The organism is Natronotalea proteinilytica, from assembly GCF_055379935.1.
Window position 1 is genome coordinate 1,205,479 of record NZ_AP043947.1, and the last position, 24,633, is coordinate 1,230,111.

At 57.3% G+C, this 24,633-nt stretch carries 21 protein-coding genes; 12 read left to right on the forward strand and 9 right to left on the reverse strand.

What is annotated here, in order from left to right; translation table 11 throughout:
• Positions 1-22: 22 nt before the first annotated feature.
• The 3 genes from ACZ5AL_RS04950 to ACZ5AL_RS04960 all read right to left on the reverse strand — a co-directional run bounded on the left by ACZ5AL_RS04950 (position 23) and on the right by ACZ5AL_RS04960 (position 3,287).
• On the reverse strand, positions 23-1,027 hold the full coding sequence (locus ACZ5AL_RS04950) for a lipoate--protein ligase (RefSeq protein WP_464512575.1): 1,005 nt from the start codon (positions 1,025-1,027) through the stop codon (positions 23-25).
• Positions 1,028-1,441: 414 nt separating this feature from the next.
• A complete protein-coding gene (locus ACZ5AL_RS04955) occupies positions 1,442-2,188 on the reverse strand; it encodes a LytR/AlgR family response regulator transcription factor (RefSeq protein ID WP_464512576.1) in 747 nt (248 codons plus the stop codon).
• Complete coding sequence (locus ACZ5AL_RS04960; RefSeq protein WP_464512578.1) at positions 2,181-3,287, reverse strand: sensor histidine kinase; 1,107 nt, start codon at positions 3,285-3,287, stop codon at positions 2,181-2,183. The genes ACZ5AL_RS04955 and ACZ5AL_RS04960 overlap by 8 nt, the downstream gene beginning before the upstream one ends.
• 206 nt (positions 3,288-3,493) lie before the next feature.
• Here ACZ5AL_RS04960 and ACZ5AL_RS04965 point away from each other — a divergent pair, with 206 nt between their 5' ends.
• A complete protein-coding gene (locus ACZ5AL_RS04965) occupies positions 3,494-3,952 on the forward strand; it encodes a DUF4019 domain-containing protein (protein ID WP_464512580.1) in 459 nt (152 codons plus the stop codon).
• Positions 3,953-4,060: 108 nt separating this feature from the next.
• On the forward strand, positions 4,061-5,413 hold the full coding sequence (locus tag ACZ5AL_RS04970) for an alpha/beta hydrolase family protein (protein WP_464512581.1): 1,353 nt from the start codon (positions 4,061-4,063) through the stop codon (positions 5,411-5,413).
• An 836-nt stretch (positions 5,414-6,249) separates the two neighbouring features.
• Here the strand turns inward: ACZ5AL_RS04970 and ACZ5AL_RS04975 are convergent.
• The gene (locus ACZ5AL_RS04975) at positions 6,250-8,346 is read right to left on the reverse strand and encodes an acyl-CoA dehydrogenase family protein (RefSeq protein WP_464512582.1); all 2,097 of its coding nucleotides are present in this window, start codon (positions 8,344-8,346) and stop codon (positions 6,250-6,252) included.
• A 251-nt stretch (positions 8,347-8,597) separates the two neighbouring features.
• Between ACZ5AL_RS04975 and pyrF the strand changes: the two genes are divergently transcribed.
• The 3 genes from pyrF to ACZ5AL_RS04990 all read left to right on the forward strand — a co-directional run bounded on the left by pyrF (position 8,598) and on the right by ACZ5AL_RS04990 (position 10,216).
• Entirely contained in the window at positions 8,598-9,437 is an 840-nt protein-coding gene (gene pyrF / locus ACZ5AL_RS04980; protein WP_464512583.1) for an orotidine-5'-phosphate decarboxylase, read from the forward strand.
• 156 nt (positions 9,438-9,593) lie between these two features.
• A complete protein-coding gene (locus ACZ5AL_RS04985) occupies positions 9,594-9,986 on the forward strand; it encodes a type II toxin-antitoxin system VapC family toxin (protein ID WP_464512585.1) in 393 nt (130 codons plus the stop codon).
• A gap of 2 nt (positions 9,987-9,988) precedes the next feature.
• The gene (locus tag ACZ5AL_RS04990) at positions 9,989-10,216 is read left to right on the forward strand and encodes a type II toxin-antitoxin system Phd/YefM family antitoxin (protein WP_464512586.1); all 228 of its coding nucleotides are present in this window, start codon (positions 9,989-9,991) and stop codon (positions 10,214-10,216) included.
• Between the two features lie 28 nt (positions 10,217-10,244).
• Here the strand turns inward: ACZ5AL_RS04990 and ACZ5AL_RS04995 are convergent, their stop codons facing one another.
• Positions 10,245-10,577 (reverse strand): hypothetical protein, encoded by a 333-nt coding sequence (locus ACZ5AL_RS04995; protein ID WP_464512587.1) that lies wholly within the window; start codon positions 10,575-10,577, stop codon positions 10,245-10,247.
• A gap of 100 nt (positions 10,578-10,677) precedes the next feature.
• Between ACZ5AL_RS04995 and ACZ5AL_RS05000 the strand changes: the two genes are divergently transcribed.
• The 3 genes from ACZ5AL_RS05000 to ACZ5AL_RS05010 all read left to right on the forward strand — a co-directional run bounded on the left by ACZ5AL_RS05000 (position 10,678) and on the right by ACZ5AL_RS05010 (position 12,938).
• Positions 10,678-11,226, forward strand: coding sequence for a hypothetical protein (locus tag ACZ5AL_RS05000; RefSeq protein ID WP_464512588.1), 549 nt, complete (start codon positions 10,678-10,680; stop codon positions 11,224-11,226).
• 318 nt (positions 11,227-11,544) lie between these two features.
• A complete protein-coding gene (locus ACZ5AL_RS05005; RefSeq protein ID WP_464512590.1) occupies positions 11,545-12,141 on the forward strand; it encodes a hypothetical protein in 597 nt (198 codons plus the stop codon).
• A 143-nt stretch (positions 12,142-12,284) separates the two neighbouring features.
• Positions 12,285-12,938 carry a hypothetical protein gene (locus ACZ5AL_RS05010; RefSeq protein ID WP_464512591.1) on the forward strand — a complete coding sequence of 218 codons (654 nt, stop codon included), beginning with the start codon at positions 12,285-12,287 and terminating at the stop codon, positions 12,936-12,938.
• A 6-nt stretch (positions 12,939-12,944) separates the two neighbouring features.
• On the opposite strand, the gene ACZ5AL_RS05015 is transcribed toward ACZ5AL_RS05010, so the two are convergent.
• The gene (locus ACZ5AL_RS05015) at positions 12,945-13,832 is read right to left on the reverse strand and encodes an IS982 family transposase (protein WP_464512592.1); all 888 of its coding nucleotides are present in this window, start codon (positions 13,830-13,832) and stop codon (positions 12,945-12,947) included.
• A gap of 460 nt (positions 13,833-14,292) precedes the next feature.
• Between ACZ5AL_RS05015 and ACZ5AL_RS05020 the strand changes: the two genes are divergently transcribed.
• The 3 genes from ACZ5AL_RS05020 (at position 14,293) to ACZ5AL_RS05030 (ending at position 17,199) form a co-directional block, all read left to right on the forward strand.
• Positions 14,293-14,520: a UPF0175 family protein gene (locus ACZ5AL_RS05020; RefSeq protein ID WP_464512594.1), complete on the forward strand. Its 228-nt coding sequence runs from the start codon at positions 14,293-14,295 to the stop codon at positions 14,518-14,520.
• A complete protein-coding gene (locus ACZ5AL_RS05025; protein WP_464512595.1) occupies positions 14,517-14,726 on the forward strand; it encodes a PIN domain-containing protein in 210 nt (69 codons plus the stop codon). Before ACZ5AL_RS05020 ends, ACZ5AL_RS05025 begins: the two co-directional genes overlap by 4 nt.
• 688 nt (positions 14,727-15,414) lie before the next feature.
• On the forward strand, positions 15,415-17,199 hold the full coding sequence (locus ACZ5AL_RS05030) for an ABC transporter ATP-binding protein (protein WP_464512597.1): 1,785 nt from the start codon (positions 15,415-15,417) through the stop codon (positions 17,197-17,199).
• 816 nt (positions 17,200-18,015) lie between these two features.
• Here ACZ5AL_RS05030 and ACZ5AL_RS05035 read toward each other — a convergent pair.
• Complete coding sequence (locus tag ACZ5AL_RS05035; RefSeq protein WP_464512598.1) at positions 18,016-19,083, reverse strand: saccharopine dehydrogenase family protein; 1,068 nt, start codon at positions 19,081-19,083, stop codon at positions 18,016-18,018.
• Positions 19,084-19,376: 293 nt separating this feature from the next.
• Complete coding sequence (locus ACZ5AL_RS05040) at positions 19,377-22,157, reverse strand: TonB-dependent receptor (protein WP_464512599.1); 2,781 nt, start codon at positions 22,155-22,157, stop codon at positions 19,377-19,379.
• 270 nt (positions 22,158-22,427) lie between these two features.
• Here ACZ5AL_RS05040 and ACZ5AL_RS05045 point away from each other — a divergent pair, with 270 nt between their 5' ends.
• Positions 22,428-23,216 (forward strand): enoyl-CoA hydratase/isomerase family protein, encoded by a 789-nt coding sequence (locus ACZ5AL_RS05045; protein ID WP_464512601.1) that lies wholly within the window; start codon positions 22,428-22,430, stop codon positions 23,214-23,216.
• Positions 23,217-24,020: 804 nt separating this feature from the next.
• Here ACZ5AL_RS05045 and ACZ5AL_RS05050 read toward each other — a convergent pair.
• The gene (locus ACZ5AL_RS05050; RefSeq protein ID WP_464512602.1) at positions 24,021-24,578 is read right to left on the reverse strand and encodes a class IV adenylate cyclase; all 558 of its coding nucleotides are present in this window, start codon (positions 24,576-24,578) and stop codon (positions 24,021-24,023) included.
• Positions 24,579-24,633 lie beyond the last annotated feature (55 nt).

Genomic DNA, 24,633 nt, shown 5'->3' on the forward strand with positions numbered 1-24,633 from the left:
CCGTGGATACATGGCCGTACGCTTATGCCTCGTCGCTGGCATAGACCAGCGCCACAAAACGATCGCGGTCGAGGCCGCCGAAGAAGGATGCTACATCCACATCGTGTAGGGCATCGTCTAATGCCTCAGGACGGTACGGCACCCCTTCGAGTTGGGTCTCTAGATCAGTGACATCGCGGTGACCCAGGAAGTCGCCGTAAATGGTGGCTTCCGTGATGCGTCCGTCATCAACAGAGAGCCGCACGTCAACTTCGCCCACATCATCGAAGCGGCGCGTGCGCTGCACATCAAAGGCGGGCGAGGCGCCGTAATTCCAATCCCACGTGCGATACTTCGTCTCCGCAAGCGTTTTGGCGGCCTCCCAATCCGCATCGGTAGGATCGTAGACGGTCACATCCTGCTCTGCCTTGAACGTGTTGAGCAGATGCGTGCGCAGGTCATCCACCCTGAAATCGTCATCCAAGAACTCCGCAATGTTGGCCACACGACTGCGCGCGGACTTGTGCCCCTTCGATTCGATCTTGCTCTGCTTTACATCGAGGGCACGGCTGACCTCGCTTAAGTCACTGTCAAACAAAAGCGTGCCGTGACTAAACATGCGCTTCCCGGTGGAATATTGCGCGTTGCCCGACACCTTGCGTCCATCAACCACAATGTCGTTTCGACCTTTCAGCTCAGCAGGTACGCCCAGGTCGTTCAGCGCGTGGATGACAGGCTTGGTGAAGTGCGTAAAGTTGTTCAGTCGGTCCGGGGCGTAATCGGTGATGAAGCTGAAGTTCAGATTGCCGGTGTCGTGATACACAGCCCCTCCGCCCGATACGCGTCGTACCACGTGGATGCCGTTCTCTTCGACATACTCGGCGTTGATTTCTTCGAGGGTGTTCTGATTGCGCCCAATGATGATAGACGGCTCGTTGATGTAGAAGAGCACGTAGTCTTCGTCATCGGGAAAGGTGCGCAATACGTGTTCTTCGAGCGCAAGGTTGAGCGTAGGATCGGTGGTGGGCGTCGTGTCGAGGTAGCGCATAGAGCGTCGGACGGTGGAAGCGTGAATGATGGGGGTGATTCAGCACACACGGTGCTGATCTGAAGTACATCCTGGTGTCGCTTTGTATGGATGCCCGATCACGGATGTGTCGTATCAATCGAAACAGATCGGAAACGGGCCGTGTCGGTGCTCATGCTCACGACCTCGTCCTCTTCGAACGCGTTACCAGGGCCCCATACTTCCCCGAACTGGGCAGCGCCGATCGGTCGATCAGCGCCTGCTGAGCGTCGGAGGAGATGGTTCGACGTGCTCCGGGCTAGGCCCGTCGCGTGCACTCTAAAAGCACTTCTTCCCTGCGGTCAGGGCGCTCACCATGACAGGTTTTTTGGGAGGGGGCTGGGATACAGAATTGGGCACGATCCCCATACCCAAACAATCACGTGTGACACAGCACTACGCGCCGCATCCAAGCTGATCTTTCAGCGCCTGCGCACGGCGGCGGCTCATGGACAGCGGCGCATCGGCTTGGCCCACAAACACCCTGAACGTATTGTTCGGCTGTCGCTCGATGCGTTCCACGTGGTTGGCGTTCACAATGGTGGAGCGGTGGATGCGAACGAAGTGCGTATCGGGCAGCTGCTCGGTCCATTCGCTAAGCGTAGTCGTCGTCCATGCATCGGGGCCTTCGGTGAGGTGCAAGGCCGTGTAATTGCCCTCGGCTGTGATGTGGTGGATATCGGCAATGCGAATAAAACGCGGCTGGCGGCCTTCCTCGTAGAAAAACAGATCGTCGTACCGAAATGATGCATCGGCACGGCTGTTGTCCTGCGGAACGGCGGCATCGGTTGCGCGCACTCGGCGGAGGGCCTCGGCCAGGCGGTTGGGCGAGACGGGCTTGAGCAGGTAATCCAGCGCATTGACCTCGAACGCACGCACAGCATACTGATCGTGGGCCGTCACGAACACCGCCTGCACCGGCGTGTCGATGCGGTCGAGTAGATCAAAGCCCGTTTCGCCACGCATCTGCACGTCTAGCAGTACCACATCCGGGGGCGTCTTCTCGATCAGCGCAGCGGCTTCGTCAACGGTGCCCGCCTCGCCGACCACCGTCGCGTGGTCCAGTTCAGCAACCGTGTTGCGCAGTGCGCTGCGGGCCAGACGCTCATCATCTACAACAAGGATAGCAAGCGAATCAGTCATAAGAGGCATCAGGATTAGATGCAGGATGTTCGATGCTAATACGAGCGTGCACCCAGCCGTCGTTCTCCGTAAGCGTAAAGCGGTGCGCATCGGGATACTGCGCCTGGAGCCGGGCCTGTACGTTGTTGAGTCCGGTGTCGGTGCCTGCCTCTATGGAAGGGTTCGTGCGTAGCTGCCCGGTGTTTGAGACCGCTATCCGAAGACGCCCCTCCGCCAGCGTGGCCGTCAGGCGAATGCGCAGCGGAAACGGACTTGTGTGTTGGCCGTGCTTCACGGCGTTTTCGATCAGGGGCAGCACCAGAAACGCGGGCACCGTCTGGTGAGCAGCGTCGGCCTCCACATCAACCGTAACCTGAAGGTCGTCTTCAAAGCGCATGGTTTCGATGGCAAAATAGTGCTTCGCGGCCTGTACCTCCTCATCGAGCGACACCAGGAGCGTGTCTTCATCGAGAAGTGAGTACCGTAGGAAGCCCGACAGTTCATGCACGGCCTCCTTCACGCGGCGCGGATTCTCATCGGCGAGGGCGTTGATGGTGTTGAGTGCGTTGAAGAAGAAATGCGGGTTGAGCTGGTAGCGGAGCATCTGCAGTCGAGCGCGCTGGGCCTCCGCATCCGCCTGTAACACGCGCTTCTGCTGGACTTGCCGTTCGTGCCAGAAGGCGATGCCGAGGTAGCATCCGCTCCAAACGAGCAGTACCACCGGAAAGGCCGCGGGATGCGAAAGCAGGGAGCCCTGACCGGGGAGCAGGTCTACATAAGCGAGAACAGGCAGCGCAAATGGGTCAATATAGGTGGCGCCCCAGTGGTTTACGCTGGCCCAGCCGGCGCCCACGGCCGCAGATCCCAGCGTCACAGTCAGGCTCTGCCATCCCAGATGCCACTTCGAGATGCCTACTGCGTAGTAGGCCCACCCTAACAGGGAACTGATGAGCAGGCCCGATCCGGTAGCCCAGAGGGCCTGCTGTAGCACAATATCAGTAAACGGGTTGTAGGGCCGCAGGGTTGTGTAGTATACGATCCCATAGACGATCCATCCAACGAGTTGCACAATGCCAAGTCCAATCCAGCGTGTGTGGGGATTGCGGAAAGATAGTGGCATAGGCGGCAAGGGACGCATGAAAAACGGAGCGTGTGCATGCTGAACATGACAAAACCTGTGGATAGATGCGACGGTGAATTAGATGAGCGGTTCGTATGCTGGACGAATGGCGCATCTGCAGACGGGTGAGGCGATACAACGTATTGATATCATTCATTCTTTGTCTGCAACAGGCCGCGACAATGTCAATCCGATCGATCATATATGTGGGCCAATGGCTATTGCTGTGCAGTGTGCTGGTGGCCTGTGGGCCATCGGAGCAGGAACAGGCATATGCAGAAGAGGCCACAGAAGCCGCTTCTGAGTGGCTGAAACTGGTCGATGCTGGAGAATACGAGGCGTCGTGGGCAGAGGCAGCCAGCTTCTTTCAGAATCAGCTTACCGCCGAACAGTGGGCCCACTTAGTCGAGCAAGCCAATAATCAGCGGGGGCTTGAATCGTTTGAGGGCCGCACGTTGATTGCGGCCCGCTACACCGATTCGCCGCGGGATCGGCCACGGATGAGCGAACTGCCTGGACAAGTGCCCGACGAATATGTCGCAATCCAGTATCGCGCGGACTACGGAAAAACAGTGATCGAAACGATAACGCTTACCCGAGACGATGGAGACTGGCGCGTCATCGGTTACTATATTCGCCCAGAAGATGGATTATCGGGTTTGTAGCAGCGCCTGGATAGGGCGCATCTCCTTGTCGTATCCCTACCCTTAAACCAAGAACGAACAATGTGTAGCACACAACGACTTGTAGCTGTTATCGCGCTTGCTCTTTTGATGCCATGTGCGCTATCGACCCACGCCCAATCGCTCGATGACGTGGTGGGAGCCTGGCATGGGGAGTTGGATGTGAATGGCATGACGCTGCCCATCATCTTTCATATCGAAGATACCGGTACCGCCCTTGCAGCCAGCATGGATAGCCCCGATCAGGGCGCTACAGGTATTCCGGTTGAGTCGGTGACGCTGGAAGGCGATACGCTCACCTTAGAGGTGCCTGCTATTCAAGGGGAGTACGTGGGCGCGCTCACAGACCCTGAAACCATTGAGGGCACGTGGACACAGGCCGGCCAATCATTCCCGCTGATGCTGTCACCGGCAGATCCAGAGATGGTAGAACCGCCTGCGCGTCCGCAGCACCCTGAGCCGCCGTACCCGTATGCGGAAGAAGATGTGCACTTCCCCAATACCGATGACAACATTACACTGGCGGGTACGCTGACCGCCCCGGAAGATGAAGGGCCCCATCCGGCGGTGGTGCTGGTAAGCGGATCGGGTCCCCAAGATCGCAACTCCGAACTGATGGGGCACCGCCTGTTTCATGTGCTGGCCGACCATCTGACGCGCCAAGGCATTGCGGTGCTGCGCTACGACGAGCGCGGCGTGGGCGAATCGGAGGGTCCCGCGTTTCCAGCATCGACCTCTGAAGCGTATGCCCGTGACGCTGCAGCAGCCGTTCGGTTTCTGAAAGAACGGCCTGAGGTGAATCCCGAGCGCGTGGGTCTGATTGGACTCAGCGAGGGCGGGCTAATCGGGCCGATGGTTCATACTCAGAATGAACCGCTTGCCTTTCTTGTGCTGATGGCTGGGCCCTCCGTCCCTGGCTACGATATCATCATTGAGCAGACCGCCCAGATGGCCCGAGCCGTGGATACTCCAGAGGACGACATTGATTCGACACGCACCGCCCAACAACGCATGCTTAGCGTTGTACGGGAGGCGCCAGACACCACCACAGCAGCCGACTCGCTGCAGGTTGTGTTGGAGGAGCAGGGGGTATCCGACGAACAGCGCGCATCGCAGATTGACAATTTCACCGCGCCGTGGTTCAGGTTCTTTCTCGACTATGACCCGCAGCCTACCCTCACACAGATCGACATTCCGGTGCTTGCGCTCTTTGGGGAGAACGACCTGCAGGTGCTGCCCGAACAGAACGCCGAGATTATGCGCGCGGCTTTAGCGGAAAGCCCAAGTCCCGATGCGACGGTGGAGGTGCTCGATGGGCTCAACCACCTGTTTCAACCCGCCGAGACCGGGCATCCGTCCGAGTACGGCGCGATTGAAACGACGATGGCGCCTGCGGCACTGGAGCGCGTATCTGGATGGATACAGGGCCAAAGCGACGAGTAAGTGACCTCAACGATGGTTTTGGGGATTGCCGAGTGGTTTCCCCTCCATCCTACCCTTCCTCCCCGAGGAGGAAGGAACCGTGGAAGGCGTTCATCAAGTCCCCCTCAGAGGAGGGGGATTTAGGGGGAGGGATTCTGCCAAATCACATATATTAAGCACTTATGCGAAACTCAGCACCGTACGAATGAGAGCGTGTATTAACAACGTTGGGGCGCACATGATACCGATTTGAAACGCACAAAACCCCAACTTCATGCCTGTCTCTACTTAGTGCTCTGTCACAGGTCAATCTTCGGGTAACACATGGCCATCTAACGTACCGAGAACAACTCACAATCTTGTCATTGCGAGCGCAGCGACGCAATCTCATTGCTGTCAGGCCGGATGCAGCCGCCCAATCAACGGAATGAGATCGCCCCCCAGGAGTACTCGTTCGCTAGCGCTCACAGCGCCGCAGAGCCTGCCCGGAATATCTGCACCCCAGGAGTACTCGGTCGCGGTGCTCCCAGCGCTCCGCTCCTGATCCCGGGCTACGGAACGGCGCGCTGTCAGCAAACCCATACCCGGGGACAGCCTGCGTCCCCGGCGATCGCACGCCACTAAACACGTACGTGCTGTGACGCCTCCATCGCCCGTTCGAAGCTCAGCAGGCACCCCACTCTCGCCAGATCTGGATCATGCCCCAAATCACCAACCACCAACACCAATAGTCATCCCGGCCAAGGCGCCGCAGAGCCGGAATCGCCCCCGGCAACGGAGCCCCCAACAAAAAACCGCCCGATGCTCCTTGCAGAACACCGGGCGGTGACAGACAAAGCCGATACGTCCGTCAGGGTCTAGGCCACGCCATCTTCAGCAGCAGGCTTCGGCTCTTCCGGAGCGCCATCGCCAGAGGTGGCAGGCACGTCCTCAAGCTCCAGCTCATCGGTTTCGCCGGGGGCGCGATCCTGCTCACGCGGATCGACACCATCGCCGGGGAACTGCTTGATGTGCTCCGTCGGCGTCTCCTTGCCAGCATCGCGTCCGAGCGGACTCCCTTCGTGGATGTAGAACTCCTTGTTCGGCAGCGTGTCGTTGTAGCGCAGCGCCGCCTCAGCCGCTTTCCGCATGCTGTCGTCGGCGTTGTCGCGCAGGCGGCCAAAGTTCGCGTGGATCTTGTTCTCGAACCACTCAAACAGATACTCAAACGCCGCCCGATCGCGCTCAAACTCCGGACCATACTCGCCCGTGCGCAGCTGGTCGTCCATCTTCGAGAGCGACGCCGTGAGCGCGTACAAGTAGATCGCGTTGTCGGCCACGCGGGCTTGCTGCGCCTGGTGCTCCACAATCTTCTCACGCTCCCACTTGCTCGCCATCTTGAAGAAGTGCGAGTGCTTCTGGATGAGCGTCGAAAGCGTCTCCGCCTGCTGACGCAGAGCGGGATGCACGCTGCGGACCTCCGGCGCCTGCGGCTTGATGCCCAGGAACAGCTGTCCGGCCAGCGGCAGCGCCTTCGACATCACCGTCGGGTTGGTCGCCGCAGTAAACATGCGCGAGAGGTTCTGTCCGATGCTCTCGTCCGTATCCCATGTCAGCGCATCCTGCACCGACACCATCTGCTCGGCCAGCTTCTTGCCGCCGTACGCAAAGATGAACGACTGCATCACCTCGTTCGAGCCCTCCACAATGCCGTGGATACGGTTGTCGCGCCAGGAGCGCTCCAGCTCATGCTCAGTCATGTAGCCTTCGCCGCCCATGATCTGCATCACATCGTCGATGACCTCCCACCCGTAGTGCGAGCAGAAGACCTTACAGATGGCCGTCTCGACCATAATGTCCTTGTCGCCGCGGTCGAGCATGCCCGTCATCATGTAGAGCATGGAATCCATCGCATAGGTGAGCGCCGACATGCGGGCCACCTTCTGACGCACCAGCTCAAAGTCGGAAAGCGGACGCTTAAACTGATAGCGCGTCTGCACCCACTTGATGCCCTGCTCCTTGGCCGCCTTGGCCGCACCGGTCACACCCGCCGACAGCGTGCAGCGTCCGTAGTTCAGGCACGAGAGCGCCACGTTCAGACCGCGCCCTTCTTTGTGCAGCAGATTTTCCTTGGGTACGCGCACATCGTTGAAGCGGATGCGAGCCTGCCAGGTGCCCCGGATGCCCGTCTTCGAGCGGTTGTTCTCAAAGATCTCCACGCCCTCCATATCCGGCGTGCAGATGAGCGCATTCACGCCCTTCTGTTCGAGCTCGCCCGTCTCCGGGTTCTTGAGCATGTTCTTGCACATCACGGTAAAGAGCCCGCTGAGTGCGCCCGAGGTCGACCACTTCTTCTCGCCGTTCAAGACGTAATCGCCGTCTTCGGTCTTCACCGAGAACGACTCCTGTCCGGCAGCATCCGAGCCCACGTTCGGCTCCGACAGGCAGAACGCCGAGAGCTTCTCGCGCGCCACCATCGGCAGATAGTCTTCCTTCTGCTCCTCGTTGCCGAACATGACGAGCGCCTTGCAGCCAATGGACTGATGTGCCGACACCATCACAGCCGTCGAAGCGCAGTAGCGGCCAATCATTTCCAGCACGCGGTTATAGCTGGTCACGCCCAGCCCGAGTCCGCCGTACTCTTTCGGGATGATCATGCCCATCACGCCCATCTCGAAGAGCCGGTCGATACACCACTCAGGGATGTACTCTTCCTGGTCGATTTCAACCGCCGGGTGCTCGTTTTCGAGGTAGTCCTCCAGCTCCTCCAGCAGCGCGTCGCAGGTTTCGCGTTCGTCGTTAGACTCGCGGGGATACGGGAAGACCAGATCTTCGCGGAAACGACCCCAGAACATGTTCTTCATGAGACCCATGTCCTCGGGCTCCGGGCCCATCATGGTCTCGATATTTTCGATCATCTCCTGATCTTGCTTGGAGACGCCTTTTATATTGCTTAAGCCTTTCTTCTTGGCCATAACAAATCGCAGGTGGTTGTGACAGAGGGATGACGAGAGCGGAGCCACCGGCAGGCGCGCATGCGCAGAAGGAAGACAGATCGACGAATCGCTGTTTGGAAGTGCTTCCAACCGGGGCAGTAATGTTGTAGCCCACGGGTTTTGTGCGGTTCCTATGGTAAGCATAGATGCGCGAAAAGTCCACATCAAATACGTTGTACCTGCCCATCGTTCGCGGTACGTTACAGTGCGCCAGCGTTTTACGAATGGATATGCCCATGACCTTCCCCGACCGACTGCAGGCGGCCCAAAAAAGTGCCAGCTCACGCCTCTGTGTGGGACTCGACCCGGTCCCCGAATGGCTTCCCGCGCCCTACTCCAGCCACCCCACCGACCCCCAGGCGCTATCGGATTTCTGTATCGCCATCATCGAAGCCACCGCGCCGCACTGCTGCGCCTACAAGCCCAACCTCGCCTTCTTCGAGGCGCACGGCGCTGCCGGATACGCCGCCCTCGAATCCGTCGTCAACGCCATCCCCGACACCCACTGCTGCATCGCCGATGCCAAGCGCGGCGACATCGGCCACACGGCGCGCTTCTACGCAAAGGGACTCTTCGACCACTTAGGCGCCGACGCCATCACCGCCGCGCCCTACATGGGCAGCGACAGCATCCTGCCGTTCTTGCGCACGCCCGGACGCGGTGTGTTCGTGCTAACGCGCACCTCCAACGCCGGCAGCGCCGACCTGCAAGCCTGCCTGGTAGAGGCGCAGGACCCGATGCCCAAAGAGCCCGTCTACCTCCGCATCGCCCGCCTCGTGCAGCAATGGAACGACCACCCCGAAGCCCAAGGCGACGCCGGACTGGTCGTCGGCGCCACCGCCCCCCGCGCCCTATCCGAACTGCGCGAGGTGTGCCCCTCGCTCCCCTTTCTGATCCCCGGCGTAGGCGCCCAGGGCGGCGATGCCCGCGCCGTCATCGACGCCGCCGTCACCAACGACGGACTCATCGTCGTCAACAGCAGCCGCAGCATCCTCTACGCCGGTGATGGTGATGATTTCACCGAAGCTGCTGCAGAGGCGGCTGCTGAGTTGCAGGAGGCGCTGGGGTGAGGCGGAGTCTACGAACTGATTCGTGAGCACACGTCGGAAGTTAGTGCTTGGCTTCAGCGATAAACGCGTAGGGCCTTCGTTCCAGCAAAATCGGTTGACACTTAATTGTGGTGGATCTATACTGGTTGTTCAATTGTACAACCAACATATTCTGGCATGAAAGTCGTTGTTGATACATCCGCAATCATCGCGGTCCTCCTGGGCGAAGAGCACCGAGATCAAATCGTCCGGCAGACCAAAGGAGTAGACCTGATTGCACCCAAGACGCTTCACTGGGAGATTGGAAACGCCTTCTCTGCAATGTTTAAACGGGGCCGTTGCGACGTTGCGGTGGCGGTTGAAGCGCTCCGGCGATATGATACCATCCCGATCCAATGGGTCGATGTTAAATTAGAGGAAGCCGTTCGGGTGTCCAGTCAGTATGACCTGTATGCATATGATGCGTATATACTCATTGCAGCAAGGCGTCATCAGGCGCCACTTCTAACGCTGGATGGTGGATTAAAACAAGCGGCCCGCGAATCTGGAATCGATATTTTGGAGGTGTAGACATGAAAGTATACACATACTCAGAGGCCCGTCAAAATCTTGCTGATCTGCTGGACCAGGCCAGCCATGAAGGAGAAGTTCGGATTCGGCGACGTGATGGAAGCGAATACCTCATCCGTCCGCATCAGGACGAAGGATCGCCGCTCGACGTACCGGCGGTAGACATCGACGTACAGGCCAAGGAGATTGTCGACGCCGTTCGTGCAGGCCGTGAGCGCACCGCCCAGTAATGGCGACCTGTCCCGCGAGCCCGTCTACCTACGCATTGCCCGGCTCGTCCAACGCTGGAGCGCCCACCCCGAATCCCAGGGCGACGATGTCGGCGCTGTCGTCAATGCCGCCGTCACCAACGACGGACTCATCCTCGTCAACAGCAGCCGCAGCATCCTCTACGCCCACGACGGCGCCGATTTCGCCGAAGCTGCTGCGGAGGCCGCTGCTGAGTTGCAAGCGGTGTTGGGGTGAGGTGTTGGCTTGCGAGTGGGGGTGGTTTTGGATATGTTGGGTGTATGTGATTGTACGCGCGGCTTCTGTGTAGCGTGATACGTCTACGCTGTTGACATAGCACCGTGCGGGTTTTGTCCATCGCACTGATCTGTCAGTGTGTTATGCGGATTTATGAATGTGTGCTATGTCACGTGTGCTGATATAAGTATAGGTTATTCAGCCCCAATAAAACAAACACTCAGATATGGCATGCTCCAATTGTGGTGAGCCTGACACCATCAAAGCTCACCTGATCCCCAAAGTGTTCTGCCAACAGATTCAGGATGGGACATCGCATGCAGCACAGGTTACCGAATCTGGAGAATTCAGAAAGTCTCAGTCAGGTCTGTGGGATCGTACCATCCTCTGTGCCGAATGTGACAATCGACTTGGAGAGCTAGAAAATTACGCCCATCAAGTATTCGCTGCAGTCCGCGATCAGGGCTCAGAAGTGCCATGGAAGGGGAAAAGAATTGACGGAGCAGATAATAAAAAAATACTCCGTTTTTGCGCAGCGATTCTATACAAATATAGCCTAACCGACGATGCTAAAGGCCAAATAGACTTAGGGTTCTACAAAGAAGTATGTAGAAGTGTGGCGTTTGGTGAAACTGGAATTCATAGCGATCTTGACGCCTTCTTTTGGAGGCCCCTCCGGTTCCCGTATGATTCTGGACAGTTTATATATCGAGCACCCTTCCTCGCCCATTCGCAAACAGTAGATCTGTATCGTATGATGATGGGGGAATGCTGATATTTGTTAAGCTCGACAAATCAGAAGCACCCGAGCTGGGGACTAGAAAGTTTATGATCAAAGGTAAAGAGTCGTTCGTGTATCTGACTGTTCCCGCTCAAGGCCTGGAAGAGTACGAAACGACAAAAAGAATAATAGAAGAGAATAAATATCTTTCTGACTACCTTGGTAGGATGGAAAATCAAAGCACGAAATAAAAGATTTCAACAGGATAATGTAATACGCTGCATAGCCACACACTGCTGCCGACGTGCTACGCACGCAGCAGAGTTCTCCCGTTATACCTTTTCTAACTGACGTGAGAGTAAGATTTCACTTATGCAAAAGGAAAATAATGTAACAGCTAAAAGCATTGTACTGGGCATAGTTGCACTCATCGCACTGCTTTCGATCACGTTGTCGTTTGCATACGCAGTCTACGCAGCGCTCCGAAGCTTGGAATCTGAACTCGCCACAGCTATTATTGCTGCATCAGCAACGGTATTGGCTTCTGTTCTGGCTATCGTAGTATCGAAAAGATATGAGCAGAAGGCGAAGCTGACTCAAGAAGTTCGTGACCAAAAGATTCCTGTCTACGAAGATTTGATCTCCGTCTTTTTTCGGACGGTCTTCGCTGAAAAAGTAGGTCGGGAGAGGCCATCAGAACAGGAAATAATGCAAGCTTTTGCTGATATGACACCGAAGTTAATCATTTGGGGCTCAGAAGACGTAATTCGAGCCTGGAATGCAATTCGGTACCATAACTGGTCTGACTCGAGTTCACAGGACTCACTTATCTTGTGGAATGATTTCCTCGTAGCTGTGAGAAAAGACATAGGAAACGGTGTCAATAATCTGAACCGTTTCGAGCTGCTTAAATTATTTATCAACGATCTGCAGGAGGATGAAACTCTCAAGTCGAAGAATAATTCATGAAAGGAGTAAGAAAGCACTGCTGGCGACGCAGGGTTTGTGCCGGTTTGCTGGGGTTGACGATTCTGTTGCTCAATCCGTAGATTAGTGAGCCCTTTGCGGCAGAGCTTGTCTGTTATGTGTTTAGTAAAAGTCTGTCCAATACAATGAAGAAGGGAAAATGCGTCTATTGCGGCGAAGTAAAGCAGATCACTGATGAGCATGTTGTACCGCAGGGACTGTACATGCATTCACACAACGCTGTGATACCCTGCTGCAAAGCATGTAACAACGAAAAGTCGGATGACGATGAGTACTTTAGACTTGTTTTTGCAGTTCTAAAAGCTAGCAAAGACCACCAAGTGGCCCAGAAGATGAAGGAGAAAGTTGTTCGTTCTCTTGGAAAGCCTGAAAAGGCGGGCTTTGCAAGTATGATTCAGGGATCAGCAAATAACACGGAAACTCAGAACGCTGAGGGTGAAACCATTCTGCAGACGGGGTTAGACGTTGCAGTCAATCGGATCAACTGTACTTTTAGGTACATCACTCGGGGGTTGGTCTATTTAGAAGAGGAAATGTACGTGGGGGCGGATTTTTCAGTCATCAGTACTTTTGGCCACGAGGAAGACACAGAGTCTGGTAGCAAATTAATTAGTTCGATAAAAAGTGATCTTTCGAATCTTCCGTGGTCGGAGATTGGAGAGAGCGGTGTGTTCAGATACCGGTACAAAGTGATTGAGGAACCGCCTAGGTCGATTTGGGAAATGGAGATGTACGAGGGGCGGCGTGTGGTAACTATGATTAGCAAGAAGAGCAATTAATGCGAATTAAGGGTTGAACGCGAGTAGGAGCATCGCCGCAGCAAGACGACCGAAGATATGAACCATCAAGCCGTCGTAGGACCGGACCTTGGACGCCATCTGAATGCCGGTTTTCTGCTCGATCCAATTGAAGAGTGACTCAATCGGCTGCCGCAGAGCGCTCACGGCTTCAGAGTACAGGCGGTCCGCAGCCGAGAGGACCTTTTGGCCCTTTGCCTTCTTTTTCGGGGTGATGAGTTCAAGGTTCTGGGCCTGAATCAACGCCGCACGGAGCGGTCGGCTCGCATAGGCCTTATCGCCAATCAGCACGCCTCCATGCAGCGTCGGAAGCACGGACCGGATCGCGGTAAGGTCATTACTGGAGGCTGCGTCGGCACTGATTCGGTCGGGCACGGGAAGTCGCCCGGGGCGACTCTGCGCGACGACATGAAGCTTGACGCCGTAGTAGTAGAGGTTCTTTGACGAACAGTAGCCTTTATCCGCAAACCCAGAAGCGACGCGGGCATGGGCCGACCGTTTCGCATGGGCTAAGATGATCGGAAACGAGTCTACGAGTCGTCGGGACGGGATCCCCCCAATGCCCGAGACGGCATCCAGCGTCTTCTCCGTGAGTGCAGCAAACACATCGCTGAGCCGGTTGAGGCGCTGCACATAGCCCCCGTAGCTTGGAAGTGTCGGAAACCACTCGCTCAGATGATCCGCCACGTACGTATGGATTGCTCGCAGCGTGCGGTGCCCCCGAATCAGCCCGAATAGGTAGATGGTCACGACCTCCTCATCAGTAAATCGTGGAGAGTGATTGTTGCTCTGCCTCTGGCCCAAAGCGTACAAATCCGGGCCGAAGTCCTCGTGAACGAACACATAAATCTGAATGAGCGTAGATTCCCAATCCATGTCACCAATGGCAGTTTGTGAGAGCGGCGTCAAGCACCCTCCTCAAACTGCCTGCGGTGGCGTGGGTCTCCAACTCTGAATTGGCATAATTAGTTGAAACACATAACAATGCGCTGCACCGGACGGTACCCATGTGCGCCTTGAACAACCGCTGCGTCTCCGCTTCTCACCGCAAGGTGCGACGTGATTACCGCTGGTGAGCTAAACCGTTATGAGAAACTATCCACCCAGATGGGCACCAAAACAACAGTGCAAGTGGCCATAGCCGCGTGCACTGTCATTGTGTGGGTATGGAGTCCGTTCTCCGTGCAGGCCCAAGCCCCAGCGTGCCCCGAGGCACGGCCCTCCGAGGACGAACTGACGCGAATCCGAATTGCCATCACACCTCGTTACCGAACTGCCCACTCGCGTGCGCCGTACAGACAGAAACACGACTTCACTGCACAGGCCTTCGACCCATATGAAAGTCACGATCGATCTTCCAGACCGCTCCGGCCTTGATGTCGACGAGCGCTACGCGAAAGAAGCGCTCGTGGCCACGCTCTACACGAACGGCAAGCTCTCCGGTCACGAAGCGCGCCAGATCCTTGGCATGACGCGCCGCACGTTTGAAGAGATGCTTCCGCGCTATGGCTTCTCGATTCTCGTCGACTCGCCGGAGAACATTGAGACCGAGCTTGGCGCATGAGCCCAGATCCTCCCCCACGGCAAATCGTCTCGGACACCGGTCCGCTCATCTCGCTCGAGAAAATTACGGGCGGCTACCGCTTCATTCGGTGCCTGTATGACCGACTCGTCGTTCCGCCCGCCGTCATGGACGAGCTCGTGGCTGGACCGTTCGAGACCAAAGAGGCCTACCTTCGCCATTTCGATGCCGGGCGCGGTGCTTATTAGATAGGCCTGATAATACCATCTGCGCTGAATCATCATACAGGTGTTTGCAATCGGTGAGCGACGAAACTCGCCTTAATGTCGCCGGGGACGCAAGCGGTCCCCGGGCCGCAATTGGCACGGGCCGCCCACCCGCAAGTCATCCTGACGCCCCCAGGCGGAAGGATCCCAGCGCGCCCCAACGGGCTCATCACGTCCGGTGCGCATGAGGCCCGCCGCGTGGACACCAGGTAGCAAAGCCCCCACCACATGGCGTTGAGAGCCCGGTGGCGGCTTGGGGACGCTGGAGCCCCCCAATTGGCGTAGGCGACGCGGAGCATCGCCACGAGAGGCGTGGTTCCCGGCTACCGGATTCCCTAGCCTGGGATCAGGAGCGAAGCGGATATCCCGGGCGGCCATTGGCACGGCTGGTCTCACGCACAAATGTCGTTACGCCTTCGCCAGGGCAGGATCAACCGCATCCCCCAGCCCCTACCCCCTGAAACCGGTGACGGGGCGTCTGATGCAGACCACCTGTAGGATGAATGTCCGCGTACATCGATGCCTCTGAACTCCACCCCCTGCGGTCTTCTTCAACATGTGCAGCATGAACATGTACAGCATGAACCTGCGTACGCCATTCGCGCCTGACGTGAGGATGCCTGGCACCGCCTCATGTGTATCCTCTTTTTTGTATCCGAGATAAGCCTGTATGTCCAACCCCAACACCGAGCCGCGCCAGTCTACCCTTGCCATATTGAAGCGGCTCTGGAGCGTGCTGGCGCCCTACAAAGCGCGGGTGCTGGCGCTCGTGGCGCTTATCAGCTTTACGGCTGCGCTTGAATCGCTCGGGCCGCAGTTTGTGCGCTACGCCTTCGACACGGTCATCCCGGAAGGCGACATGACGCTCTTTCTGTGGTTCGGCGCCGCGTTTGCCGGGTTTTATCTCTTTCGGGCGATTATCGAGTATGCGGGCATGTACTGGAGCTTTGCGCTCACGCAGCACGTGGTGAGCGACGTGCGCATGGATGCGTACAACCATCTCATGAAGCTACCGGTGTCGCGCTTTGCCGACGAGCAGTCCGGGTCGCTCAGCTCGCGGGTCGTCAGCGATCCGAATGCGCTGGAGGGGATGATTCAGGCGGCGGCGTCGCGGCTGTCGGGACAGCTCGTCGCGATCATTGTGGTGGCCGCCATTCTGGTGATCATGAACTGGAAGCTCGCGCTGGTCAACCTGGTGGTGCTGCCGCTGCTGGCCCTCATCACGTACTACTACCAGGAGCCGCTGCGTGAGGCCTCGCGCGACATCCGCGAAACGGTGGCGCGCCTCACCGCCACCTCCACCGAAGCCATCTCCAACATCCGCGTGGTCAAGGCCTTCGTAGGGGAGGACCAGGAGCGCGATCGCTTTGGACGCCAGAATCAGGCCTACGTCGATCTCAACCTCGACCGCCGCAAAGACGTGGGCAAGATGGAGGGCCTCGTGAACATCACTGCCAACTACGGACTCGGCGCGCTGCTTCTGATCGGCGGCTGGATGGTGGTGGGGGAGACGCTCACACTGGGCGAACTGACGGCGTTCATCATGTATCAGCGGCAGCTTCAGGGGCCGGTTAAGTCGGTGATGTTTTTCAACGATAAGCTGCAGTCGGGCATGGCGGCACTGGAGCGCCTGTCGAACTTGATGGAGACCGAGCCCGAGTCGGGCGGATCGAAGACCGACGTGCCTGCCAGCACGATTGCGCTCAACGACGTCCGCTTCACGTATCCCGACGCGAAAGAACCCGCGCTGCGTGGCGTTTCGATGCAGATTCCGCACGGCGAAACAGCAGCACTCGTGGGCTCCTCGGGCGCCGGCAAGAGCACGGTGGCCAACCTGATCGGCCGGTTCTGGGACCCGCAGGACGGGAGCGTCACGCTTGGCGGAAACGACCTGCGCTCGTTCGACCTAAAGGCCCTGCGCCGCAAGATCGCGCTTGTGCCGCAGGATCCCACGTTGTTTTCGGGCACCGTGGCCTCCAACATCTGCTATGCCGAACCCGAGGCGACCGAGGCCGACGTGCGGCGCGCGGCGCATATGGCAAACGCCCACGCGTTCATCGAGGGGCTGCCCAGCGGCTACGACACGCAGATCGGCGAGCGCGGGATCCGGCTCTCGGGCGGACAGAAGCAGCGGGTGGCCATCGCCCGCGCCATTCTGAAGGAGGCGCAGGTCTTGCTTCTGGATGAGGCCACGTCGGACCTCGACAGCGAGTCGGAGGCTGTCATTCAGGATGCGCTCGACGGCCTCTTCGCCCGCGGCGACGGACTCACCTCTGTGGTGATTGCCCATCGCCTCAGCACCATCGAAGCGGCCGACACCATTCTCGTTATGGAAGACGGACAGCTCGTTGAATCGGGCACGCACGACCGGCTCCTCGCGGAGAACGGGCGCTACGCGGAGCTGTGGATGCTGCAGCACCGGCGCCACGACACCGTCTCGCCTAAGCAGGCGTAGCGCGCTTCGAGAGGAGCGGATCGGTGTTGCAGACGTGTGCTGCCTTCGAGTAACTCCTGCGTCTTGTCTACAGAAGCAACTACGGTAGTGGGTAGACGCTAAGTGATAAGGTGATTGGACACCGCAACTTCGTCTTCTTGGAACCCCCTTTCCCTTATTCCGCTTCGCTCCATCAGTCGCCCTCCGGGCTCGTGTCGGGTTTCTCCCCTTAGCCAACTAGCCCTTGCACATAACTTTCTCTCTGATATTTCGTTGATGGGAAATTTGACTTCCCCACCGTCTGTTCAATGAGAGACTGTTGGACCCCACAAAAAGAACCCACCTGAAGAATCCACCTGGGCGTCTGCTCGGACGAGTGGGTCCTGAATCAAGTTCAGGATGACGTGTCGGGGGGACGGTGCTGGAGACGAAAGCTCCCTTTCACCTCAAATGCCACCCCCTCGAATGTCATCCAGATCCTAAATCGAGTTCAGGACAGGCAAGCGATCGTCAACGATTATCACCATTTCAGGTTGTGTGCATAGACTAGCCTTTTCCAAGGGGGAGATGTCCACAGGATCACGCCTGCGGCGAAGCTCGAAGACAGGAGGTTGAGCCGGATTCGATAGTGTCGGCTATACGACAATCACTTACCATTGAACCGCTACCAAAATTACGAGTCTTCCCCTTTCCGGTCATCAGCGCCCTGCGATCGGAGTGCTCTGCTGCTCAGTGTTCATGGGCCCCCACGCGCCCTGGACGTGCCGAGTCTGCAGGGAGGGCGTTGGACGCAGAGCGTATATTCCCGGGCGGCCATTGAACCACGCCAAGCACGTACTACGGGGCTGTCTGTTGAATTGAAATGGGAGAGCTTCCTTCAACGGATTCCACCAAATCAGCCCCGAACGCCGTAGCCGGGGTTTGATAACCAGTCGGCACCGACGACGCGGCGGTGCTCAGCCGATGCATAATTTCTACAGAAGTGCGGGCGGTAAGGGTGTAGCCTTCAGGGCCTTCCCACCGTGCAGTGTATGTGATGCCATCGGGCGCCTGTACTTCCCCCCACACGTACGAGGCCCCAGTCTGGCGCGCGTTGGCGTCGGGACCGTCAACCGTGCGACGTATATACACATCCAGCAATGGACGAAGAAGCGACTGGAGTAGGTTGGGAAGTCGATCGGCCCAGCGCATCAGGGTGCGCATTAGCGAAGGGATGTAGGTGTACACGGCGATTGTGGGGATCTGGGTAGACCAGTACGCCGTGCTCACATCGCCCCACGGAATCGCGGTAAGGGTGCGCTTGCGTCCTGCAATATCGATGCTGCGAGTGTGGGTACCTGCCGGAATCGTAACGAGCCTTCCGTTTTGACGCATGCGGCTCCCGTCGCCCCATCCACGAAGTGCCGTACGGGCTGTGCCGCGCGAGATGGCACCAAGTCCCACAAACCCAAGTGCCAGGGAGGTGGCCTCTGGACATGCGTTGGACAGGGTGTTAGCTACACAATCGGTAGGTACTACGTCGAAGCCAGTGCCTGGAAGCACGATAATGCCCGCCTCTTGGGCATTCTTATCATAGTGTTGAAGCGCCTCAAATACATTCCACTCTCCCGTAATGTCCAGATAGTGGGTCTCGGTGGCCAAACAGGCTTCAACCATCGGAAGGGCCGTATCTTCGAAGGGGCCAGCGCAATGCATTACTCCATCGACAGTGTCGAGTGCGGTGTGAAGCCCATCGGTTTCGTTGAGAGCAACGGGGTATCCGGGCACGTCGTACTGCTGTGCTATGGCCTGCACCCGCTCCGCATTGCGACCAGCCACACAAAAAGAGATGTCGCGCCGATCGGCTTCCGCACAAATGAGCTGCCCGGTATACCCGTACGCCCCGTATATGAGCCAGGTGGACATAACAGAGAGAAGAGTGATTAGTCAGCAAGAGTAAGCAAGTACAATGCTACGAGAACGCAGACGGGCAAGTTCGAGCGATACGGATGCGACAACATTCCTACTCTCATGGCGATGCACCAGTGGAACACTCCAGCGTCCCCAACTCGCCACCCGGGTCTTGTACGTCGGACGCAGAGCGTCCATTCGTTCGCCATGACGCAGATATCCCGGGCGGCCATTGAACCACGTTAAAACATGTATCGAGGCGGAAGACTAAGATCGAGGGGAAACCATCCACCCACTAAATCCGCTTATCAGTAATTCACCTCGACCCCAAGGTACACCATACGCCCCATGGGAGCGGCACCGTACGCCGACACATAATCGGTGTCAGTCAGGTTGGTGCCGCCAAGGGTAACCGTCGTTCGTAAGCGAGGCACGTTGTATCCGATTTGCGCATCAATTGACGTTTGCGCATCAATGGGGCCTTCTGCAAACGGCATTTGGTACTGATACGCGTCATGCCAGCGTAGATTGGCGTGATAGGTAAACCGCCCTTGTATCTCGCCCCAAAGACCTACGTTAAACTTATGCTCTGGCGTATTAAACCCGAGGCGCACCTCTTCACCTAGATCATCATCGCTAATGGTAGACCAGGTGTAGTTGCCTCGAAACCGAAGAGCTCGTGTGAACTGATACTCCAGTCCTGTTTGGATACCCTGCGTGGTGAGGTCCTCATCGGCGTTCACCCATACACGAAGCAACCGCGGGCGGAGCGGATCGTTGTCGGCCCGATCCAGGTCGGCTTCCGTGATGGCGCTTCCATCTTCTTTACCAATAAACTCGCGCGTGCCAATGAAGCCTGAATAATTGCTCCGATAGTAGCTGATGTCAGCAAACAAGTTGCCAATGCGTGTTTTGTAGCCGACTTCGATGCTCTCCATCTCTTCAACATCAAGCGGGTCAATCTGAAACAACGCCTCATTTGCCACCTGTTGCTCAAGATCGACGGTTGGGTCGGCCCCCACATAGCCATCGCCCGTATTGCCGCGGAGTAGCAGCGGTCCCACATCCAGGTAGATGTGCTGATCCAATTGGGCTGGGGGGCGAAAGGCGCTAGCGTAGTTTAAACGGATGTTGTGCTGGCGCTCTTCGCCCAGGGTGAGCACCCCCGAGAGGCGCGGCGAAAACTGCGTATCAAAGTTGCGGAATGCGTCCACACGCCCTACCGCCGAGAGCGTGAGCCGGTCGTTTGCAAATCCGCGCTGGAGGCGCATGAAACCGCCGTACTCGTAATTGTCGATACCATCGCGCACATCGCGAGTCCCATCGGGATTGATGGGCGAGGCCACCTCGCCATCCGAGAACAGCGTGCCTGCCGAAGTGAGCCGGTACTGACGATAGTTGCCACCCAGTGTGGCCTCAATGAGCTCCGTGTCGATGGTATACTGCCCTTCGGCATGATAGAGGGTTGAGTTGATATCGAAGGTAGGGCGGGTTTCATCGGTAGCGCGGTTTAGCGTGGCGGTTCGGGCTACGTCAAATCGCTCTTGCCCGGGCTGCGGAAGCACGTCTGCCGCCGCTTGTTGCGCCTGCTCGAAGGCCTCTTCTGGACTCAAGCCTTGCTCGATGGCAGCCTGATATGCATCGCCATATACAAACGCGTAGGCACCGGCATATCCGATATTTAGATCTTCCAAGAACTCGGCCCGATTGCGCTCAGCCTCGCTCATATCGTCGAGTGAGCGGTTGCCAATGCGGTACCCCTGCTCGGCGTTCATGAGCGACCCCAGCAGGTTGATGTCAAAGCTGTCGCCCGAATTATCAGCTGTGCGGTAGCCGCGTAGGAGCCAGTCGGAGCCCTCAAGCTCTACCGCGTTGGTGCTTACGGTGATACCATCCCACCGGAAACGGCTGTTGCTCTGATAAATGCCCTCGCTACTCGAAAAACGATACCAGTACGTTGCCCGAACATCATCGGAGAGTTGTGCGCTAACCATTGGGTTGATTTGCCACGTGCTGGCATTGAGGTCACTTCCGACAAGCGCCTCCTCGGAATAGCCGGGCAGAAAAATGTTATGCTGATCGGTGTCAATACCCGCGTTTTCGAGAATGTCAGACGTAGCGCCGATGTCGCTCAAGTTCAGGTCGCCGTATCGATTCACGGCTGCAAACCCACGGGCATCGCCTGGATCATTGTTGTTGGCGATAGACTGTGCATCAAAGTTGCTACTGATGAACTCGTTGGCCTGCATAAAACGTCCGACCAGCTTAACGGCAATACGGTTGTCGAAGAAGCCCTGCGCAAGACGCCCCGACACATCCACCATGTCGCGCGTACCGCCGCGCAACTCTAGGTCGACCCCTTGATCGGTAAACGGATCGCGCGTATTCTTGATGATGACGCCGTTGAAGGCGTTTGGTCCATACAGCGCCGAACTGGCCCCGTGGATCACGTCAACGCTCTCCAGGTCAATACGAGGCGGCCCCGAAGTGTTGCCAGAATAGACAGAGAGCGACGGCGCCACAAAATCCACATAGTCGGCAAGCTGGATGACGCGCTCCGACTTTGTGCTGTTGAAGCCACGTGTTGATGGGCTGTTCACCAGCATGCTGGAGCGACTCACGTCAATGCCGGGCATCGACTCCATGCTGGCGACTAGATCAATCGCCGGACGCGACGTAAGATCACGTGCCGACAGCCGTCCGATGGTGACGGGCACTTCCAGCACTCGTTCATCAACGCGCGACGCTGACACGATAATCTCTTCCCCGCGCGCTATTTCTTCGCGCATTACCACTTCTACGTTGCTTGTGGGCCCATCTACGGTAACGGTTTGGGGCTCAAATCCGATGAAGGAAAAGCGGATCTGCACGGTGGGCTCATCCTCAAAGGGGATGTTCAGTGCGAATCTCCCGTCCGCATCCGTTGCGGTGCCCTGCTGTGTTTCTTGCACAACAATGTTAACCCCCGGAAGCGACTCGCCCCCTTCATCTACAACTACGCCCTCTACGTTCTGCGCATGGGCAGCACTGCCCCCTACAACCAAAAGAACAGCAGCGATCAGCCATCCATGCCAAAGAGTATCATTCATCGGGATCTGTGACATTAAGAATATACGTGCTCTCATAGCGACTCCACTACTCCATGAAAACGACGGCGCACCACCATTTGCATGGTCGCTTAACAGAGTTAAGTACGAGTTAATGTATAAATCAGGAGCATGATCATCAAGATTAACTGGCGATGCAGTCGGATGGATCGAGTTTGTTAACTTTAGAGGCTGGCCTGCGTAGATGAGTCAGAGCGTGCATGCAAAATGTGGCGCGCACATGTTGCTTTCTCGATCTCTCATATATCTCTTATGTCTAAGGAATCCCCTGTTAATGTATCCATTGAGGGTGCCGTTGCATCGATTCAAATGAATCGCCCGAAGCGGCGTAACGCCCTAAGTCCTGAGTTGGATGAGGCGCTACGCGATGCGTTCGCAACCGTACCGTATCACGATGATGTGCGATCCATTGTGCTTCATGGCGCGGGCCCGGCCTTCTGTGCAGGAGCCGACCTGCAGTTTTTGCGTCCGACGCCCGCTCCTGAAACGATTCACCGCCACGTGTTAGACCGGTATGGGCCCCTTGTCCGTCGCATTGTGGACTGCCCCGTTCCGGTGGTCGCTGCCATTGGTGGGTCAGCTGCTGGTGCGGGGCTCGCTTTAGCGCTGGCATGCGACCTGCGCGTAATGGCTGACGACGCGGTGTTGGTTGCGGGCTTTAGCTCCATTGGTTTTGTACCTGACTCCGGCGTGGCGTATTTTCTGGTGCGTCAATTGGGATATGCACGGGCCTTTGAAATGCTTGCTCTGTCAGATCCCATTCCAGCGGAGCAGTGCATAGCATGGGGGATAGCCAATCGCACCACCCCTCCGGACGCCTTGCTTGAGAACGCTCACGCCTATGCTACCCGCTTTGCACAGCGTCCAACGAAAGCCCTGCAGTGGACCAAAGCCTGCTTGCGGCATGCAGAAACCAGCTCTCTTGACGCGACGATCGAGCACGAGGCATTGCACCAAAGCCTGGCCGTTCAAACCGATGATCACAAAGAGGGTGTGCAAGCGTTTATCGAGAAGCGAGAGGCCTCGTTTTCAGGCTCGTAGTACTCTGTCACACGTCAATCTTCGGGTAACGCATGGCCCTCTAACGTACCGAGAATAACTCACCATCTTGTCATTGCGAGCGCAGCGACGCAATCTCATGCTATCAGACCGGATGCAGCCGCCCAATCCACGGCATGAGATCGCACCCCAGGAGTACTCGGGCTGCGCCCAGCGCCGCGTCAGTCGCAGGGCTCCCTCCTCGCGATGACAATGTTGGACCCTGACATTCAGGTGTGACAGAGCAGTAGTGCTGTGTCACACCTGAGTCCTGGGGTGGATCATGAGCTATCAACCCTCATAGTCATCCCGGCCAAGGCGCCTCAGCGCCCCAGAGCCGGGATCTCCCCTGACAACGCAGTCGGATTATTGGCACCACACCACCCAAACTTTGACGTGTGACAGGGCGGTAAGTGTTCTCACACGTCCGCTTTGGGTATGCACTGCTCCGTTAAATGAAGTCATCTTGAGCGGAGCGGCTCCGTCTAGGAGACGCGGAGTCCTGACACGAGCGAAGCGACTGATGAGCGTAGCGAATAAAGATCTCCCACGAACTGGACAGGGCCGTTGAATCACCAGTAGCCGCTGAACCTCGCGGAGATGGTTCCACCGAATGCCATTCGGCGGCTACATGGGCCTCCTCCGTCGGCCTTCGCTCACCATGACAGGTTTTTTTGGGAGGGGAGCTGCGACCGAGGTGACGCTGTGAGCGATAGCGAATGAGTACTTCCTCTACAAGTCAGGGCGCGTCGCTCCGCTTGCAACGACACCGCTCACAATGACATAAGCGAGGAGTTTAAAGATATGTTACGTCTTTAGCGCACGCACCATGTCTGAGTACGATGTGTCAACCAATTGCTCGACGGTCAGCCCCAACTGATCCATGAGGTGCTCACAATCGGCGCGGAGTTCTGATTCGGTAGCATTTGGCGTAGGGGCTACCGCCTCCAACTCAACGAATGTGCCGAGTCTCGCAACGTCATCAAGATGTACTTTTACGTGATCGACCCAGTAGATGGTGCGTGTTTTCTCAACGACCACATCTACGGAGAGGGCTGCCTGGAGTACGGTTTTCACCCCGTCAAGGGCCTCTCCAGGATCGACCCGCTCAACCTGAGACGGCTTCGGTCCCGCTTGGTCGGGGCGCTTGTAAAAGATAAGCCCCTGCTCGATCGTCCCTTCGCGTACCTTGAGGCGTCCGTTTGGAACGTCTAGATACGTGTCTCGCTGCGTATCGGTGCCCACGCGTGTTGCTTCGTGAACATCTAACCACGTACGAATAGGAGCCAGATCGTCTACGCGTGCCTTTATCTCAACGTTGAGATGCTGGTGCGCTTTGCCAGAAAAAGATTCAGGGTCTGCCAACGATTGGTCTGATTGATTCAATATAGCATCGTTTAGGAAGCGATCGCTTCCCGAA

Bases quoted from the DNA above. Each gene is read 5' to 3' on its own strand.
- ACZ5AL_RS04950 (WP_464512575.1), bottom strand. From the start codon at position 1,027: ATGCGCTACCTCGACACGACGCCCACCACCGATCCTACGCTCAACCTT.
- ACZ5AL_RS04955 (WP_464512576.1), bottom strand. From the start codon at position 2,188: ATGACTGATTCGCTTGCTATCCTTGTTGTAGATGATGAGCGTCTGGCC.
- ACZ5AL_RS04960 (WP_464512578.1), bottom strand. From the start codon at position 3,287: ATGCCACTATCTTTCCGCAATCCCCACACACGCTGGATTGGACTTGGC.
- ACZ5AL_RS04970 (WP_464512581.1), top strand. From the start codon at position 4,061: ATGCCATGTGCGCTATCGACCCACGCCCAATCGCTCGATGACGTGGTG.
- ACZ5AL_RS04975 (WP_464512582.1), bottom strand. From the start codon at position 8,346: ATGGCCAAGAAGAAAGGCTTAAGCAATATAAAAGGCGTCTCCAAGCAA.
- pyrF (WP_464512583.1), top strand. From the start codon at position 8,598: ATGCCCATGACCTTCCCCGACCGACTGCAGGCGGCCCAAAAAAGTGCC.
- ACZ5AL_RS04985 (WP_464512585.1), top strand. From the start codon at position 9,594: ATGAAAGTCGTTGTTGATACATCCGCAATCATCGCGGTCCTCCTGGGC.
- ACZ5AL_RS04990 (WP_464512586.1), top strand. From the start codon at position 9,989: ATGAAAGTATACACATACTCAGAGGCCCGTCAAAATCTTGCTGATCTG.
- ACZ5AL_RS05000 (WP_464512588.1), top strand. From the start codon at position 10,678: ATGGCATGCTCCAATTGTGGTGAGCCTGACACCATCAAAGCTCACCTG.
- ACZ5AL_RS05005 (WP_464512590.1), top strand. From the start codon at position 11,545: ATGCAAAAGGAAAATAATGTAACAGCTAAAAGCATTGTACTGGGCATA.
- ACZ5AL_RS05010 (WP_464512591.1), top strand. From the start codon at position 12,285: ATGAAGAAGGGAAAATGCGTCTATTGCGGCGAAGTAAAGCAGATCACT.
- ACZ5AL_RS05015 (WP_464512592.1), bottom strand. From the start codon at position 13,832: ATGGATTGGGAATCTACGCTCATTCAGATTTATGTGTTCGTTCACGAG.
- ACZ5AL_RS05020 (WP_464512594.1), top strand. From the start codon at position 14,293: ATGAAAGTCACGATCGATCTTCCAGACCGCTCCGGCCTTGATGTCGAC.
- ACZ5AL_RS05025 (WP_464512595.1), top strand. From the start codon at position 14,517: ATGAGCCCAGATCCTCCCCCACGGCAAATCGTCTCGGACACCGGTCCG.
- ACZ5AL_RS05030 (WP_464512597.1), top strand. From the start codon at position 15,415: ATGTCCAACCCCAACACCGAGCCGCGCCAGTCTACCCTTGCCATATTG.
- ACZ5AL_RS05035 (WP_464512598.1), bottom strand. From the start codon at position 19,083: ATGTCCACCTGGCTCATATACGGGGCGTACGGGTATACCGGGCAGCTC.
- ACZ5AL_RS05040 (WP_464512599.1), bottom strand. From the start codon at position 22,157: ATGAATGATACTCTTTGGCATGGATGGCTGATCGCTGCTGTTCTTTTG.
- ACZ5AL_RS05045 (WP_464512601.1), top strand. From the start codon at position 22,428: ATGTCTAAGGAATCCCCTGTTAATGTATCCATTGAGGGTGCCGTTGCA.